Here is a 14,122-nt window from a genome sequence, read left to right as displayed (position 1 = left end):
GACTACGCTGCCGCGCCGCCCCGCACGGGTTCGGGCCCGGCGGCGTGGGGCCGCCGCATCCGGTCGACGATCAGGCCCGCCGCCGCCAGCGCGCCGGCGAGAGGCAATTCGACCGCACCGGCGACGGCGAGGGCGCCCCGCCCGCCGTAGTAGATATAGCGGGTCGGCAGGGACAATTCGACCGGCCCGGCCTTCACATCGATGCCCCGGCCGGGGATCGCGACCTCGGCGCTGAGATGGGGCAGCGTGAGACTGGCCGCGGGTGCGGCCCGGGCCGGGGAACGATCGGATGTTCTCGCCGGGGCGGCGGCGGACGGTCGGCCGGTACTGTTCGCACTACTGGTGGAAGGCATGGGACACGGTCCTCTCGTGGTCGATAACTGCCGATTCACCGACGGTCGACCGGACCGGCACCGCCGGGTCGCTCCTCATCGATGATCGCGCCCTGACCAGGTCGAGGGCAACCGCTCGGTTCGTCCGTTCGGTTCCCGCCCGCCGCGATATCGGGTGCTGCGGCGGGTCCATACCCCGGCGACCGTCGGCCCGCGGAACATTTTTCCGATACTCGGTGGGGCCGCTCGGCGGATAGTGAGGGCCGACCGGGTACCGCCCGCTACGGGCCTCCCGGATCGACCCGCACAGGATTTCTACGAGAGGACACCCGTTGTGACGAACCCACTCGAGCCCGCCCGGTTGCAGGCCGCCCTGAACGATATTCACCGCGCGGGGATTCCCGGCGTGTTCGCCGAGGTACGCGACGGTGATCGGCTGTGGCGCGGTGCGGCCGGGGTCGCCGATATCGAGACCGGCCGTCCGGTCACGGCGGATATGCGGCACCGGGTCGGCAGTATCACCAAAACCTGGTCTGGGGTGCCGGAGCGATCTCGATGACCCGCGCCGACGGCGCCCGCCAGTTCTCGGCCGCGATCGACATGCAGCGCTGGAACCGGCTCGACGAGCGGGGCAGGCCGCAGCCGCATCCCATCGACGGCGCGCTCGCGGCGTTCTACCGGCTCGCCATGTGCGGTGTGCAGGCTCCGGCGGCGGGGAGCGTTGACCCGTGCGCGATGCCGCCATTGCTGCGGCGGACCCGGCGCTTTCCCCGGCGCGGCGTGGATCGCTGCCGGACGGTGCCCTGACATGATTGTCTGAGAGCGAGTCCCACCGGAAGGAGCCGGAGAGCGCCGTGACCGACGAGGACGAGAAGCGGATAGCGCATCGCGCGCTGGTGGACAGCGTCCGGAACAGCGCGGGGAGCGCCTCCCTCGAACAGCGGGCGCACGCCTTCGCCGGTGCCGGACTTCCACCGCCGCTGGACTCCCTGATCGGCAAGGTTGTCACCCGGGCCGACCAGGTCACCGATGCGGATTTCGCCGCGGCGAAGGCGGCGGGTTTCAGTGAGGACGAACTCTTCGAACTGGTGATATGCGCCGCGGTCGGCCGGTCGGCCCGGCTCTACGAGGCCGGGCCGGCCGCCCTGGCCGCCGCCGACGCCGGTGCGGCCGAGTAATGCGTCTCGATATCCTCGAGCACGGGTACCGTCCGAGAATCAAGCTGCTGTTCGCGCTCATCCGAGTGGTCTCCGGGCATCCACTGCCCGATGCCGCCAAACTGACCTTCTACCGGCCCGCCTTCTACGGTGCCGCGGCGAAGAAGTTCACCCAGGCGGCGATGCGCGGGCCCGCGGGGTGGTCGGTCGCCGACCGGGAACTGATGGCCGCCTTCGTCTCGCAGGTGAACGGGTCGGCGTTCTGCCTCGGCGCGCATACCGCGACCGCCGGCCGGGCGTACCGCGACCCGGCGAAGGTGCGCGCGGTGCTCACCGACCTCGACTCGGCCCCGATCGGAGACGGGCTCCGGGCGACGCTGCGCATGCTCGGGGCGCTGACCAGGGAGGGGTCGATAAGCGCCGGGGATATGCGTGCGGTGCTGTCCGCGGGTGTCTCGCGCGACCAGGTCGCCGACGCGCTGGCGGTGTGTGCCGCCTTCGATACCACCGACCGGCTCGCCGACGCCTTCGGATTCGAGGTACTCGATCCGGCGGGGTTCGAGGCAGGAGCGGCGTATCTGCTGAAACGTGGCTACCGATAGCGTGTGCGTCCCGGCGGCGAACCCTCGGACGTGGCCGTCCGGCCCGGCGGGATCGCGCCCGCTGGCAGACTGGGCGAATGGCCCATTCCGCGGTAAACCGCCCGACGCCGGCCGATCTGGCGGCCGCGGCCGGGACGACGATTCCCGATGTACTGGCACCGGATCTGCGAGTGCTGTTCTGCGGGATCAATCCCGGCCTGTGGTCCGGGGCGACCGGCCACCATTTCGCTCGGCCGGGAAATCGCTTCTGGCCCGCGCTGTTCCGATCGGGTTTCACGCCGCGCCTGTTCCGCCCCGACGAACAGGACGAACTGCCGGCGCTGGGGCTGGGCATCACCAATGTCGTCTCCCGGACGAGCGCGAAGGCCGACGAGTTGACGAAGGAGGAACTGCGCGACGGCGGCGCCGCGCTCGTCGAGCGGGTGCGGCGGAACCGGCCGCGGATCCTCGCGGTGCTGGGCCTGGGCGCCTATCGCACCGCGTTCGGGCGGCCGCGGACGACCGTCGGGCGCCAGGACGAGACGATCGGCGCCACCGAGGTCTGGGTGCTGCCCAATCCGAGCGGTCTCAACGCCCACTACACCCTGGACGCGCTGGCCGCCGAATTCCGCAGGCTGCGGGTGGAATCGGCGCGTGCGGTCGCGGCCGGCCGCGCTGCCGAGTAGCGTTGCGGCCGCGGCGATCACCCACCGGCGACCGACGGAATGATCATGACCTCGGTGCCGGCGTCGAGTGGTGTGTCCAAACCCCGCAGCGTCCGGCATTCGTCGCCATCGACGTAGAAGTTCACGTAACGGCGTAATTCGCCGCTCTCGTCGCGGAGGCGGCGCTCCAGCGCGGGCGACCGCTCGCGCAGCACGTCCAGCACAGTGCGCAGCGTCGCGCCGTCGACGGCGAGTTCTCGGTCGCCGCCGACGTAGGGCCGCAACGCAGACGGCAGGCGCACCTGTGCCACGGCGTCAGCCGACCACTCGGGCGCGTACGCACAGGACGTCGGGCAGTTTGCCGGCCACCAGCTGCCAGTGCTCACCCTCGTCGGGACTGCAGTAGACCTCGCCGTTGCGGGTGCCGAAATAGATCCCGGCCGGATCGGCGTCGTCGGCGCACATGGCATCGCGCATGACCGCGGCCCAGAACGGTTCCCGCGGGAGCCCCCTGGTCTGCGCCGACCAGGTCTCGCCACCGTCGGCGCTGCGGTAGACGGCGCATTCGGCGTTCGGGGGAAAGCGGAACCGCTCCATATCGGCGACCAGCGGGAAGGTATAGATCACCCCGGGGCGCCGCGGGTGCGCGACGATCGGGAAGCCGAAGTTCGAGCTCGGTAGGCCGCTGTCGATCGACTGCCAGCTCGTGCCGTCGTCGGTGGTGCGGAAGACTCCGCCGTGGTTCTGCAGATACATCGTGCTCGGTGTGCCGGCGTCCATGGCGACCTTGTGCACGCACTGCCCCCACTCCGGTAGCTCACCGGGCATGAAATCGGCGGTGACCCCTTTGTTGGTGGGTCTCCAGGACCTACCGCCGTCGGCGGTCTGATAGACGCCGCCGGTCGATATGGCGACCGTGATGCGTTCCGCATCCGCCGGATGCGGGATGATCGTATGCAACGCCAGACCGCCGCCACCCGGCATCCATTCGGTGCGGTGCGGGTGATCCCACAGGCCGCGGATCAGTTCGAACGTCCGCCCCGCGTCGGACGAGCGGAACAACGCCGACGGTTCGGTGCCCGCGTACACCACTTCCGGCTCGGCCGCGGTCGCGGGCGCGATCTGCCATACGCCCCGCAATGCCGCCCCGGTATCCGACGGGAACGCCAGCGGCGCGTCGTCCGGTTCGCTCCACGTCCGGCCGAGATCGTCGCTGGTCACCATGGTCGGGCCGAAATGGCTGTCCAGTACTCCGGCGAGCACGCGCGGCGTCGTCCGCCGCGTATCGATCGCCAGTGCTTTCACATCCGCCACGGCGAACCGAGGCGGGCTCACCTCCCAGCTCGACCGGCCGTCGGTACTGCGCGCCAGGAACACACCCTTACGCGTCCCGATTCCGAGCAGAACATCCATTGCCGACCTCCAGGTGTCACCGCCACGCCGACGCGTGCGAGCGTACCCCGCGGCTGTGACCCGACTCACCGGAATGCGGCAGGCGAGTCGCGCGGGTCTGGGCCGGTCAGTTCTGTTCGGGGCGCCGATCGGCCGTCCGCAATGTATCCGCCGGGGACGGGAAGGGTTCCGCCTTCGCCGAGGTGGGCAGCGCGGGCTCGGCGCCCACGCCCTTCTCCGCGGCGGTCGCGCGGACCGCGTCGACGACGAGCAGCAGTGCGGCACGCCGGGCCGTGTTGGTGCGGTAGGCCAGCGATACGGTCCGGGTGAGCACATCGCCCAGGGCGACTATGTCCACCCCCGGCGGACGCAATGCCAGACCCAGATCCGACACCAGTGTCACACCCAGCCCGGCCGCCACCATCGCCATGGCCGTCGCCTGCTCCTCCACTTCGTGATCGATCCGTGGTTCGAGCCCGACGGATTGGAACGCCAGCCGGGCCGCATGTCCGAAATGCGACCGGGCGGGCGCGAGGATCCACGGATGCTCGGCGAGGTCGGCCAGGGTCACGCTGGCCGACGGCACGGCTCCGGACGGGACCGCGGCGTAGATCCGCTCGACCGCGATGACGGCGCGCTCCAGGCCGCTGTCCCAGGTCATCGGGTAATTGGAATATTCGAGGACGAACGACAGATCCAGTGCCCCGTCGCGCACCGCGGCGGCGGTGGCCTCCGGAACGAGTTCTCGCGTCCGCACGGAGATACCGGGGTGGGTGCGCGCGAGGGCGGTGAGCGCATCGGGCAGCAGGCCGGAGGCCACCGACGCCCACACACCAGCGGTGAGTTTCGCCGTCACCGTCTCGCCGGCGTCCTCCAGGGCCTGGGTCGCCCGCTCGACCGATGCGAGGATCTCCTCCGCGTGCTCGGCCAGCAGCACCCCGAGATCGGTGAGTTGCAGCCGGCGCCCCCGCCGCTCGAACAGCCGGGTGCCGACATCGCGCTCCAGCTGGGCGAGCTGCTGGGACACCGCCGAGGCGGTGTAGTGCAGTGCGGTCGCGGCCGCCGTGACCGTGCCGCGTCGATGCAATTCACGCAACATTCGCAGACGGGCCAGCGACAGGTCCATGGTTTCGAGCCTAAACGTTGTGCAGCAACGCTGAACACCGCCGTGAACGAACCGTAAATAGACGAACGCGCAGCTGCGAATGCAGGCTGGTGACACCGGAATCGAGCCATCGGCCGGGGACGACGTGGTCCGCACAGGGGATTACGCACCCGGCGCTTCTCCGTGGGTGATGGTGTATCCGGCACGAACACGAAGAGGAGGTGGTTCGTCGTGACGACGATGCAGGACCCGGCGGGGGGCACCGCGCAGATTACCGCGCAGACAGTTCCGGCCGTCCCGGCGGAAGTGGCCCTCCCCCCCGCGGTCCGTCGTTCCGAGCCGTATATGCGCTTGCACTGGACGGATTCGCAGACGGGCGCGGTCGGTTACCTTGTGGTGCACACCCTGCGCGGTGGCCTGGCCACCGGCGGCACCCGGATGCGGGCCGGTTGTACGGTGAGCGAAGTCGAGGATCTGGCCCGGGGTATGGCCAACAAGACCGCGACGTTCGATCTGCCCATCGGCGGGGCCAAGGGCGGGATCGATTTCGATCCCAAGGATCCGCGCGCCGTCGAAGTACTGGAACGGTTCTGCGAGGCCATGCGTCCGTGGATCGATTCGCACTGGGTGACCGCCGAGGATCTGGGGGTTCCGCAGCATCTGATCGACGAGGTCTTCGAAAGGCTCGGCCTGGGGCAGAGCTACCATGCCGCGATCCGTCGGGCCGCCGATCCCGCCGCGACTCTGGAACGGGTCCGCCGCGGCCTGAATGCGGCGGTCGAGGGCGGGTTCATGCTGGGCGATGTGATCGGTGGCTACGGTGTCGCGCACGCCTGCCTCGCCACCGCGGTCTGGTGGGGCCAGGTGCCCGCCGAGACCACGGTCGCGATCCAGGGTGTGGGCACCATGGGCGGGGCGGCGGCCTACTACCTGTACGAGGCCGGGATGAAGGTCACCACCGTGGCCGACGCCACCGGGACCCTGCACTGCCCCGACGGGCTGGACATCCCGGCGCTGCTGGCCCTGCGCAACGGGTACGGCGAGATCGACCGCTCCCGGTTGCCGGCGGGGGTCGAGCAGCTGCCGCGGACCACGATCCTGGCCGCCGATGTCGACATCCTGGTCCCGGCCGCGATCTCCTATGCGATCACGCCGGACAACTCCTTCGATGTCCGGGCGCGGATCATCGTCGAGGCCGCGAACGCGGCCACCACCCCGGAAGCGGAGGCGATGCTCGCCGCCCGCGGTGTCCCGGTGCTGCCGGACTTCGTCGCGAACGCCGGGGCCGTGGCCTGGGCGTGGTGGTTGCTTCTCGGTCAGGTCGACGATACGCCGGAGAACTCGTTCGACCGGCTCCGCACCATCATGCACAGCAAGGTCGCCTTGCTGCTGGCGGCATGGGCGGAGCACGGCGTGACCCCACGCGAGACCGGCCACCGCTGGGCCGACGACCCGCCGCCGCTCACCGAGCCCGTCGTCGTTCCCTGAGCCCGAGCACGGATCCGCCGGTCGCCGCATCGTCAGCGGCCGGCGGATACCGGGCGCCTGATCTCCACGGCTCGCCGGGCCAGCCACTGGAAGTCGTCCCACAGCTCCGGTGCGTTGCGGTCCGCACGGTACTTCTCCACGAGGGGCTGCACTACGTTGCAGCACGTCCGCAGGGAATCGCCCCAGGAGTCGGCCACGACATCGGGCGGTATGAACCCGCTCCGGCACCTGATGCCCACGCAGTCGTAGCTGTGACACACTCTTTCGGCGCGCTGGATGTCCTCGTCCGACCACGACGCGAATTCCCGGGCCCGCAGGTGGCGCATAGCGACGGTTCTGGCGCAGTGAATTCGTCCTGGAGCTGTCGTAGACGGCTTTGAACGCACTGGCATAGGTGGTTTTCCGCATCTCGACCACCTGCCATACGACCAGTACCGCGGCGACCAAGGCGATCAGCGCTGTCGCTACGCCGGTCGCCGCCGCGACCGCAGCCGAGTCCATCCGGCACACCGCATATCACCGACGGCAGAACCGCCTCGAGCGAAACCGATGCGTAGCCGGTCCGCGGTCCTCCGGTCCCGGTACGGAAAATCGGTGAACCGTCTTCCGGCGCAGATCATCTCGGATTCGTGCGGGGGTGGCGTCGTAGTCGGTCGACACGCGGTGGTCCGCGCGCTCGGCGCATCGGTCGTTCCTGCCGAAGCCACCCGCGGTGATACCGCTACCGAGGGCCATCGGGGCCCTCGCCGAGCCCGGCCCGATGGAACGCCCGCCGACTGTGGACGAGCAGTTCACGTACCACGGGGCGGCCGGTGTCCTTCCAGATCAGAGCCAGGAACGCGGGTGTCTCGGCGCCCTCGAGGGTGAGGGTGACTAGCCGGTCGCGGTGGGCCGCGGCCATGGAATCGCTGAGGACGGCGACCGCGAGTCCGCGCGCGGCGAGATCGGCGATGGCGTCGGCCGCGCCGGCCTGGAGCGCGACCACCGGGTGGAGGTTCTGGGTCGCGCAGGCGCGGTCGAACACGGTGCGCACACCGGTACCCGGGGGCATGCACACGAGGGGGTGGGCGCACAGCTCGGCAAGGGTGATCCGCCGCCGTGCCGCCAGCGGATGGGCGGTGGGGACCGCCGCGACGAGCTGTTCCCGAATGAGAGTGAGCGCTTCCAGTCCGTCGGGTTCGGCGGTCGCCGTACCGATGAGAGCCACGTCGAGCGCACCGGCCCGCACGGCTTCGGCGAGTCGGTCGGAGTTGTCCTCGAGCAGCGAGATCTCGACACCGGGATGTGCGCGGTGGAACTCGGCGAGTGCGTCGAACAGCGGTGTGACGGTGCAGCCGACGACCATACCCACGGTGAGTGTGCCCCGGATCAGGTCGGTGACCTCACCGACCGCCTGGGTGACCGCTTCGGCGGCATTGAGGGCGGTCCGGGCGTGTTCGAGGGCGGCCTTTCCCGCGACGGTCAGGGTGGCGGTGCGTGCCGAGCGGTTGAACAGTTCGGCGCCGAGTTCTTTCTCCAGTGCGCGGATCTGGGCGCTGACACCGGACTGGCTGATGTGCACCCGCTGCGCCGCCCGGGTGAAATTCTGCTCCTCCGCGACCGCGACGAAGTATTCCAGCTGCCTCAGTTCCATAACTGATAATTCTAGCTTTCATAATAACCATCTGTTGGACTTCTGCTGACCCTCCGGGCAGGCTGGAACACGTCGAAGTCGAAAACCACAGGAGGAAATCGATGCCCGAGTACGAGAAGGCGCTGCGGCCCGAAGACATCACGCGCCTGTTCGTCGAACGCTCCAATGCCGGTGACGCGGCGGGAGTCGCCGAACTCTACGAAGAGGACGCTGTCCTGGCCTACCCGCCGGGCAGCCGGACCGTCGGGCGGGCGGCGATCCGCGCGCTGTGGGAGAAGGTGCTGGCCGCCGGACCCCGCTTCGAGCCGGAAGAACCGCTGCCGACGCTGATCAGCGGCGACCTCGCACTCACCTCGACGCCGCCGAAGGACGGGACCGGTGCGCGTGCGCAGGTCGTCCGGCGCCAGCCCGACGGCAGCTGGCTGCGCGTACTCGACCAGCCGGAGTTCGTCGCGCCGACCCCCTGAGCCCGGACGCAGGTCCCCGCCTCGTCGCCGTCGGGACCGGACCACCGACGGCGACGCCGGAGGAACGCCCGGCGCGCGGTCTGCTGCCCCGCGCCGCGCGGCCGTTACCTTCCTGCGGTGACCCTGATGAGCCGCTGTCGCGTACGTGCAGGACCGGGCGCCCTCGCGAACCATGCTCGACATCGTGCACCGGTTCGATGCGCAGGGCGCGCAGCAGCAGGTTCGACGACTGGTCGAACAGCCGGATCAGCCATCCGAACACCTTCAGGTGCAGCGTCGTCGAGGCCGCGAGCCGGCGGGCGACCGTCTCGGGCCGGGCGATGGCGAGGTTCTTCGGTACCAGTTCCCGAACAGCATCTGCACCACGGTGGCGAACGCGATGGCCGGCACCGCCCCGATACCGATCCCCACGGCGGCCGGCACCCCGGCACCGCCCAGCAGATCCCCGAGCCCCCGGCCGATGAGCGGTTCGGCGACATAGCCGACCAGCAGCCCCGTCACCGTGATCCCGAGCTGGGCGCCCGAGAGCATGAACGACGGACGCCGGGTGACCCGCAGCGCCCGGCCGGCGGCCCGGCCGCCCGCCGCGGCACCGGCTTTCAAGCGGGACCGGTCCACGGCCATGAACGCGAATTCCTGGGCGGCGAAATAGCCTGTCACCGCCGTGATGAGCAAGACGACGACGAGGCCGAGGGCGATGTCGAGTGCGGTCAGCATGAGCGCGTCCCGGTCCGGTGTCGGGGAGGCTCCTCGCCCCGGCGCGCGCCGGGGTGCCGATGCTTGCGCGACGCGCGTTTCATGAACTCGCTTTGCTCAGGGGACGGTTACCGGTGAACCGTGGAATGGTGTCGCGGGTGTCAGACGTTGACGCCGTAGTCGCGGGCGATTCCGGCGAGTCCGGAGGCGTAACCCTGCCCGATGGCGCGGAACTTCCACTCGGCACCATGGCGGTACAGCTCGCCGAACACCATGGCGGTTTCGGTGGAAGCGTCCTCGGACAGGTCGTAGCGCGCCAGCTCCGCCCCGTTGGCCCGGTCCACCACCCGGATGAACGCATTGCGCACCTGGCCGAACGACTGCTGCCGGGCATCGGCGTCGTGGATGGACACGGGAAAGAAGATATTGGTGATCGTCGGCGGGGTGGCCGCCAGATCGACATGGATCACCTCGTCGTCGCCTTCACCCTCGCCGGTGAGGTTGTCGCCGGTGTGCTCGATACTGCCTTCGGGGGAACGCAGCGCTGATCCGGGCGGCCCGGGACGCCGGAGCCCGCCGTATCGTGAAGTTGTCCGCAATCGGCACGGGGGACCCCGAACTCGGGCGGGTCGGGGCCTGGCATCTGCCCGGGGAGGAAGCTGTTCGCGACAGCGGCGTGGACTGGACCGTCCTGCGACCCAGTGCGTTCGCCTCGAACACCCTCGCCTGGGCGAGTGCGCTCCGCGCCGGGCTCCCGGTCTCGAACCTCACCGGCTCCGGCGCGCAGGGAAGTGGTAGACCCGCGCGATGTGGCCGCCGTTGCCACCGAAGCGCTGCTCTCCTCCGCTCATACCGGTCGTGTCTACACGCTCACGGGCCCGGAACTGCTCACCACACACGACCAGGCCGCCACACTCGCCGCCGCGCTCGGACGCCCGGTCGAGGTGGTCGACATCGCCGAGAGTGCCGCCCGGGAACATATGCTCGCCGCCGGGGCCACCACGGAATTCGCGGACGGGGCGCCGGCCGGTCAGGCTTTCGCCCGGGCCGGCGGAAATGCCGTGGTGACCGGCGAGATCGGCGAAGTCCTCGGCCGGCCGGCGCGTACCTACGCCGACTGGGTCGCCGACCACGTTTCGGCATTCGGTGACGTGCCGCCGATGCGCAACTGGCGTTCGTACTGACGCGGGCCGCGTGGGGCGTCGTCGTCGCCGGTCCGCGTGCGGGTCAGGCCCCGGCGAGCGGGCGGATATCTGCTGGCTGCCGGCACCACCGCCGGTGAACTCATCACCCCAGGTCGTCGGTATCGCCCTGGCCACCGCGCGCTTTCCGACCCGGCCGCGGAGACAGATCGGCTCCTGCGGCTCACCGTGGCGGGCCTGAGCCTGTAACGCGACACCAGCCGGGCGCGGTGGCCCGGGCGCCGGCCGCTACCCGGGACCGGTTTCGTCCAGCCGGGCCACCAGTGTCTTCGGGGCGACGGTGCGGTAGGCGGAGGTCTCGGGGAGCACAGTGCACAGTCCGCGCGACCTGATCAGTGGCGTTTCGGCCATGGTGTCGCCCTGGCAACGCGCACCGACGATTTTCGTGGCACGCCGCCCGCCCGTGCTGCCGATTCGATGTCTGGACGGGCGGGCTCAATTGCCCGCGCGCCGACGGTATCCGCGCTGCCGACAGGTCGGCCCGCAGTAGCGGGCGGGCCGGCCGGTGGTCCGATCCCGCAAGCGGGTACCGCATTCCGCGCAATGGCGGACGCGACCCGTTTCGTGACGACGCGGCACCGTACTGTCACGGAACTCGGCTCCTTCCGTGACGATCGTGGTCCGCACGACGTCGAGCAATTGCCGGACGAGCCGGGCGCCGCGCGCCCGGCTGCGGTGCGCGGACCGGATCGCGGCGCCGCCGACGGTCAGCGCGGTCAGATCGGCAACCTGTATCTCGGCGTCCACCGCACCGGCCCGTTGCGCGTGGTGCAACAGGCGTCGCAGCGCCTCGTCGAACTGTTGCGCCGCGGTGGTGAGCAGGGCATGCGGCCAGCTCTGATCAGCGGTCAGCGCATCGCAGACCTGTTTGCGGCCCGCGGTTTTCTCGATCACCTCGAGCAGGAAACCGAACAGCGCGTCGCCGGGCGCGGCCGATTCTGCCCACCGGTCGGCCGCCCGGGCGAGACTCGCGACATGTTCGGCGAGTACCGCCTCGATCAGAATTTCCTTACTGGGGAAATGCCGGTACACCGTCCCGGCGCCCACGCCCGCGCGCTGGGCGATCCGGCCGATCGACACCTCCGGCCCGTCCTCGGTGAACACGCGCACGGCGGTCTGCAGGACGAGCTCTCGATTGCGCCGGGCGTCGGCGCGTTCACTATTGGGAGCCGGTGGTGCCGTCATGTCACGTATTCCTTGTCCGGGAGAGGGAAACGGGCGAAGTATTCCGGATCATGTCAGTATCCACCTGCAAGGGAGGGGACGCCGTGCGTACCGATTCCGATTCTCCGATTCTCGTCACCGGTGCCACCGGTCGGCAGGGCGGCGCCACCGCGCGGCGCCTGCTGGCCGCGGGCCGGCCGGTGCATGCCCTGGTCCGTGATACCGAGGCCCCGGCCGCGCTCGCGCTGACCGCCGCGGGCGCCCGGCTGGTGCGCGGAGATTTCGACGACCTGTCCGGCCTGGCGCGCGCACTGGAAGGCGTCGCCGGCGTATTCGGCATACCGCCCGTCGCGTTGGGGCCGTCCGGCGTCGATACCGAACTCGAGGCGGCACGTGGCCGGGCGCTGATCGATGCGGCAGTGGCGGCGGGGGTCGAGCAGGTCGTGTTCAGCACGGTCGCCTCGACCTCGACCTCGGCGCCGTGGCCGGGCGGGGCCGGGAAGCGGGCGATCGAGGAGTATCTCCTCGACCGAGTCGCCGTGCCGACGGTGCTGCGACCGGTCCGATTCATGACCAACTATCTCGGAGTCGCGGTGGCCGGTATCGACGGCATATCCCGTGGTGTGCATCGGCATCTGTTCCCGCCCCACGAGCCGATGCAGATCATCGCGGTGGAGGATATCGCCGAATTCGCTCTCCTCGCCTTCACCGACCCGGCCCGTTTCGCCGGACGCACACTGGAACTCGCGGGAGACCAGCCGACCCCGGTCGCGGCCGCCGCCGCGATCAGCGAGGCCACCGGAATCGCGGTGCGGTACGAGCAGCTCACCGACGACGAGGCCGCGGCGCTCGGCACCGAGATCGCCGCGGTGCGCACGGGCTGGCGCGACGGTCACCGCTGGCACGCCGATATCGAAGCTCTCCGCGTGATCCACCCCGGCCTGCGTACCTTCGGTGACTGGCTCGCCGAATCCGGCGCCACCGTGCTCCGGGATCATCTCACCGCCGCCGGCATCGAATCCGTGCGGTAGACCCGTGGCGGCCCGGAGCGCTCATCGGCTCTCGTGTTGACGCACCGGTTTCCACGCCGGGCATCGACCGCGCCTCGTGCCGGCCTTCGCTGCCGCCTGGGCCGGCCGGGCGCGCAACGTCTTCGCGGAGGCGCCGAGGTCGCCACGACGGTGCTCGGTGTCGTGAGCGCTGGTGCGGTGCGCCGGAGCCGCGACCATGACCCCCGATCGGTGGGCTCAGACCTCCGGAATCGATGGGTCGCCGATCTCTACGGGATTGGACGGATCCGCGCTCCACTGCGACCAGGAACCGGGAAACAGGCTCGCGTCCCGCCCAGCAGCGGTGAGTGCCGCGACAGCGATCGCGGCTGTCACGCCCGAACCGCAGTAGACGGCCGGCGGCCGCGCCGGATCGCCGGCCGGATACCGGGCGAGGATTTCCTCGTCCGGGAGAAAACGGCCGGACTCGTCGAGCAGTGCCGTCGCGGGAACATTGCGTGCCCCCGGGATATGGCCGGCCACGGGATCGACCGGTTCGTTCTCGCCCCGGTACCGCTCCGGGGCCCGGACATCGACGAGCGATCCCTGTGCGGCGATATCGGCCAATTCCTCCGCCGTCACGACATCGCGCGCACCGGTGTAGAGGTCCGGCCGGTTTACGGTGGCGTCGCCGGGCGCCGGGATCACCTGGCCGCTCTCGAGGGCACCGCCGAACTCCCGCCAGGCCGGCAGACCGCCGTCGAGGATGCGGACCTGCGGCAGTCCGGCGGCGGTGAGCACCCACCAGGCGCGCGCCGAACCGGCGCGATTCCAGTCGTCGTAGACCACCACCGGGATGCCGTCGCGGACGCCCCAGGCCCGCAGACTCCGTTGCAGTGCGGCACCGTCGGGTAGCGGGTGGCGACCGCGGCCGGTCACCGAGTGGTCGGACAGTTCGCTGTCCAGGTCGACGTAGACGGCGCCGGGCAGGTGGCCGGCGCGGTAGTCGGCGCGCCCGTCGGGGCGGTCCAGCCGCCACCGCACATCCAGCAGCGTCACCTCGGTTCCGGACGCGAGCGTCGCCGCCAGTTCGGCGGCGGTAGTGAACACTTCGGCACGAGTAGTCATCGAATGGTCTCCACCTCTGTGGCTTGCCGTCACGGGCTGTCCCGCCACGGGCGACCGGTGCGGATCGGTCGGCGATGGCACAGCGGATGCTAGCAGCGGTCCGAGCGGGTACCGGCTGCCGCG

General features: G+C 70.4%; 18 protein-coding genes and 3 pseudogenes. 10 read left to right on the top strand and 11 right to left on the bottom strand.

Going from position 1 to position 14,122, the window contains the following annotated elements; translation table 11 throughout:
- Positions 1-2 precede the first annotated feature (2 nt).
- Positions 3-353 (bottom strand): hypothetical protein, encoded by a 351-nt coding sequence (locus ACLML9_RS05730; RefSeq protein WP_411944488.1) that lies wholly within the window; start codon positions 351-353, stop codon positions 3-5.
- 313 nt (positions 354-666) lie between these two features.
- Here ACLML9_RS05730 and ACLML9_RS05725 point away from each other — a divergent pair, with 313 nt between their 5' ends.
- The 5 genes from ACLML9_RS05725 to mug all read left to right on the top strand — a co-directional run bounded on the left by ACLML9_RS05725 (position 667) and on the right by mug (position 2,756).
- Positions 667-891 (top strand): serine hydrolase, encoded by a 225-nt coding sequence (locus tag ACLML9_RS05725; RefSeq protein ID WP_411944487.1) that lies wholly within the window; start codon positions 667-669, stop codon positions 889-891.
- Positions 888-1,139, top strand: coding sequence for a hypothetical protein (locus tag ACLML9_RS05720; RefSeq protein WP_411944486.1), 252 nt, complete (start codon positions 888-890; stop codon positions 1,137-1,139). Before ACLML9_RS05725 ends, ACLML9_RS05720 begins: the two co-directional genes overlap by 4 nt.
- Positions 1,140-1,186: 47 nt before the next feature.
- Positions 1,187-1,510: a hypothetical protein gene (locus tag ACLML9_RS05715; RefSeq protein WP_411944485.1), complete on the top strand. Its 324-nt coding sequence runs from the start codon at positions 1,187-1,189 to the stop codon at positions 1,508-1,510.
- The gene (locus ACLML9_RS05710) at positions 1,510-2,091 is read left to right on the top strand and encodes a carboxymuconolactone decarboxylase family protein (RefSeq protein WP_411944484.1); all 582 of its coding nucleotides are present in this window, start codon (positions 1,510-1,512) and stop codon (positions 2,089-2,091) included. The genes ACLML9_RS05715 and ACLML9_RS05710 overlap by 1 nt, the downstream gene beginning before the upstream one ends.
- Before the next feature lie 77 nt (positions 2,092-2,168).
- On the top strand, positions 2,169-2,756 hold the full coding sequence (mug, locus tag ACLML9_RS05705; RefSeq protein WP_411944483.1) for a G/U mismatch-specific DNA glycosylase: 588 nt from the start codon (positions 2,169-2,171) through the stop codon (positions 2,754-2,756).
- Between the two features lie 17 nt (positions 2,757-2,773).
- On the opposite strand, the gene ACLML9_RS05700 is transcribed toward mug, so the two are convergent.
- The 3 genes from ACLML9_RS05700 to ACLML9_RS05690 all read right to left on the bottom strand — a co-directional run bounded on the left by ACLML9_RS05700 (position 2,774) and on the right by ACLML9_RS05690 (position 5,253).
- Positions 2,774-3,046 (bottom strand): ubiquitin-like small modifier protein 1, encoded by a 273-nt coding sequence (locus tag ACLML9_RS05700; protein ID WP_063128621.1) that lies wholly within the window; start codon positions 3,044-3,046, stop codon positions 2,774-2,776.
- Between the two features lie 4 nt (positions 3,047-3,050).
- The gene (locus tag ACLML9_RS05695) at positions 3,051-4,148 is read right to left on the bottom strand and encodes a WD40/YVTN/BNR-like repeat-containing protein (RefSeq protein ID WP_411944482.1); all 1,098 of its coding nucleotides are present in this window, start codon (positions 4,146-4,148) and stop codon (positions 3,051-3,053) included.
- Positions 4,149-4,254: 106 nt separating this feature from the next.
- Complete coding sequence (locus ACLML9_RS05690; protein ID WP_411944481.1) at positions 4,255-5,253, bottom strand: LysR substrate-binding domain-containing protein; 999 nt, start codon at positions 5,251-5,253, stop codon at positions 4,255-4,257.
- A gap of 219 nt (positions 5,254-5,472) precedes the next feature.
- Here ACLML9_RS05690 and ACLML9_RS05685 point away from each other — a divergent pair, with 219 nt between their 5' ends.
- On the top strand, positions 5,473-6,720 hold the full coding sequence (locus ACLML9_RS05685) for a Glu/Leu/Phe/Val dehydrogenase dimerization domain-containing protein (protein ID WP_411944491.1): 1,248 nt from the start codon (positions 5,473-5,475) through the stop codon (positions 6,718-6,720).
- Between the two features lie 32 nt (positions 6,721-6,752).
- Here the strand turns inward: ACLML9_RS05685 and ACLML9_RS05680 are convergent, their stop codons facing one another.
- The gene (locus ACLML9_RS05680; protein WP_411944480.1) at positions 6,753-7,046 is read right to left on the bottom strand and encodes a hypothetical protein; all 294 of its coding nucleotides are present in this window, start codon (positions 7,044-7,046) and stop codon (positions 6,753-6,755) included.
- 395 nt (positions 7,047-7,441) lie between these two features.
- A complete protein-coding gene (locus tag ACLML9_RS05675) occupies positions 7,442-8,353 on the bottom strand; it encodes a LysR family transcriptional regulator (RefSeq protein WP_411944479.1) in 912 nt (303 codons plus the stop codon).
- A 101-nt stretch (positions 8,354-8,454) separates the two neighbouring features.
- Between ACLML9_RS05675 and ACLML9_RS05670 the strand changes: the two genes are divergently transcribed.
- The gene (locus ACLML9_RS05670; RefSeq protein ID WP_411944478.1) at positions 8,455-8,820 is read left to right on the top strand and encodes a YybH family protein; all 366 of its coding nucleotides are present in this window, start codon (positions 8,455-8,457) and stop codon (positions 8,818-8,820) included.
- Positions 8,821-8,950: 130 nt separating this feature from the next.
- Here ACLML9_RS05670 and ACLML9_RS05665 read toward each other — a convergent pair.
- Together ACLML9_RS05665 and ACLML9_RS05660 are read right to left on the bottom strand one after the other, a co-directional pair.
- Positions 8,951-9,537: pseudogene (locus ACLML9_RS05665) on the bottom strand (CNNM domain-containing protein); the annotation flags it as partial.
- Positions 9,538-9,677: 140 nt separating this feature from the next.
- Positions 9,678-10,058, bottom strand: a pseudogene (locus ACLML9_RS05660) (TerD family protein); the annotation flags it as partial.
- A gap of 41 nt (positions 10,059-10,099) precedes the next feature.
- On the opposite strand from ACLML9_RS05660, the pseudogene ACLML9_RS05655 reads away from it, so the two are divergent.
- Positions 10,100-10,174 (top strand): annotated as a pseudogene (locus tag ACLML9_RS05655) (hypothetical protein); the annotation flags it as partial.
- Between the two features lie 133 nt (positions 10,175-10,307).
- On the top strand, positions 10,308-10,700 hold the full coding sequence (locus tag ACLML9_RS05650) for a hypothetical protein (protein WP_411944493.1): 393 nt from the start codon (positions 10,308-10,310) through the stop codon (positions 10,698-10,700).
- 246 nt (positions 10,701-10,946) lie between these two features.
- On the opposite strand, the gene ACLML9_RS05645 is transcribed toward ACLML9_RS05650, so the two are convergent.
- The gene (locus tag ACLML9_RS05645; protein WP_411944477.1) at positions 10,947-11,069 is read right to left on the bottom strand and encodes a hypothetical protein; all 123 of its coding nucleotides are present in this window, start codon (positions 11,067-11,069) and stop codon (positions 10,947-10,949) included.
- A gap of 84 nt (positions 11,070-11,153) precedes the next feature.
- Positions 11,154-11,903: a TetR/AcrR family transcriptional regulator gene (locus tag ACLML9_RS05640; RefSeq protein ID WP_411944476.1), complete on the bottom strand. Its 750-nt coding sequence runs from the start codon at positions 11,901-11,903 to the stop codon at positions 11,154-11,156.
- Between the two features lie 83 nt (positions 11,904-11,986).
- On the opposite strand from ACLML9_RS05640, the gene ACLML9_RS05635 reads away from it, so the two are divergent.
- Entirely contained in the window at positions 11,987-12,913 is a 927-nt protein-coding gene (locus ACLML9_RS05635) for an NmrA family NAD(P)-binding protein (RefSeq protein WP_411944475.1), read from the top strand.
- Between the two features lie 216 nt (positions 12,914-13,129).
- Here ACLML9_RS05635 and ACLML9_RS05630 read toward each other — a convergent pair whose 3' ends face one another.
- Positions 13,130-13,999: a sulfurtransferase gene (locus tag ACLML9_RS05630; RefSeq protein ID WP_411944474.1), complete on the bottom strand. Its 870-nt coding sequence runs from the start codon at positions 13,997-13,999 to the stop codon at positions 13,130-13,132.
- Positions 14,000-14,122: the final 123 nt, after the last annotated feature.

This window comes from Nocardia sp. NPDC002869 (genome assembly GCF_046764065.1).
Classification (GTDB): domain Bacteria; phylum Actinomycetota; class Actinomycetes; order Mycobacteriales; family Mycobacteriaceae; genus Nocardia; species Nocardia rhamnosiphila.
This window is presented reverse-complemented; position numbering and strand designations above follow the sequence as displayed.

Excerpts from the sequence above, each read along its gene's own strand:
- ACLML9_RS05645 (WP_411944477.1), bottom strand. The coding sequence starts at position 11,069 with ATGGCCGAAACGCCACTGATCAGGTCGCGCGGACTGTGCACTGTGCTC.
- ACLML9_RS05675 (WP_411944479.1), bottom strand. The coding sequence starts at position 8,353 with ATGGAACTGAGGCAGCTGGAATACTTCGTCGCGGTCGCGGAGGAGCAG.
- ACLML9_RS05670 (WP_411944478.1), top strand. The coding sequence starts at position 8,455 with ATGCCCGAGTACGAGAAGGCGCTGCGGCCCGAAGACATCACGCGCCTG.
- mug (WP_411944483.1), top strand. The coding sequence starts at position 2,169 with ATGGCCCATTCCGCGGTAAACCGCCCGACGCCGGCCGATCTGGCGGCC.
- ACLML9_RS05640 (WP_411944476.1), bottom strand. The coding sequence starts at position 11,903 with ATGACGGCACCACCGGCTCCCAATAGTGAACGCGCCGACGCCCGGCGC.
- ACLML9_RS05680 (WP_411944480.1), bottom strand. The coding sequence starts at position 7,046 with ATGCGCCACCTGCGGGCCCGGGAATTCGCGTCGTGGTCGGACGAGGAC.
- ACLML9_RS05730 (WP_411944488.1), bottom strand. The coding sequence starts at position 353 with ATGCCTTCCACCAGTAGTGCGAACAGTACCGGCCGACCGTCCGCCGCC.
- ACLML9_RS05685 (WP_411944491.1), top strand. The coding sequence starts at position 5,473 with ATGCAGGACCCGGCGGGGGGCACCGCGCAGATTACCGCGCAGACAGTT.
- ACLML9_RS05695 (WP_411944482.1), bottom strand. The coding sequence starts at position 4,148 with ATGGATGTTCTGCTCGGAATCGGGACGCGTAAGGGTGTGTTCCTGGCG.
- ACLML9_RS05710 (WP_411944484.1), top strand. The coding sequence starts at position 1,510 with ATGCGTCTCGATATCCTCGAGCACGGGTACCGTCCGAGAATCAAGCTG.
- ACLML9_RS05720 (WP_411944486.1), top strand. The coding sequence starts at position 888 with ATGACCCGCGCCGACGGCGCCCGCCAGTTCTCGGCCGCGATCGACATG.
- ACLML9_RS05690 (WP_411944481.1), bottom strand. The coding sequence starts at position 5,253 with ATGGACCTGTCGCTGGCCCGTCTGCGAATGTTGCGTGAATTGCATCGA.
- ACLML9_RS05630 (WP_411944474.1), bottom strand. The coding sequence starts at position 13,999 with ATGACTACTCGTGCCGAAGTGTTCACTACCGCCGCCGAACTGGCGGCG.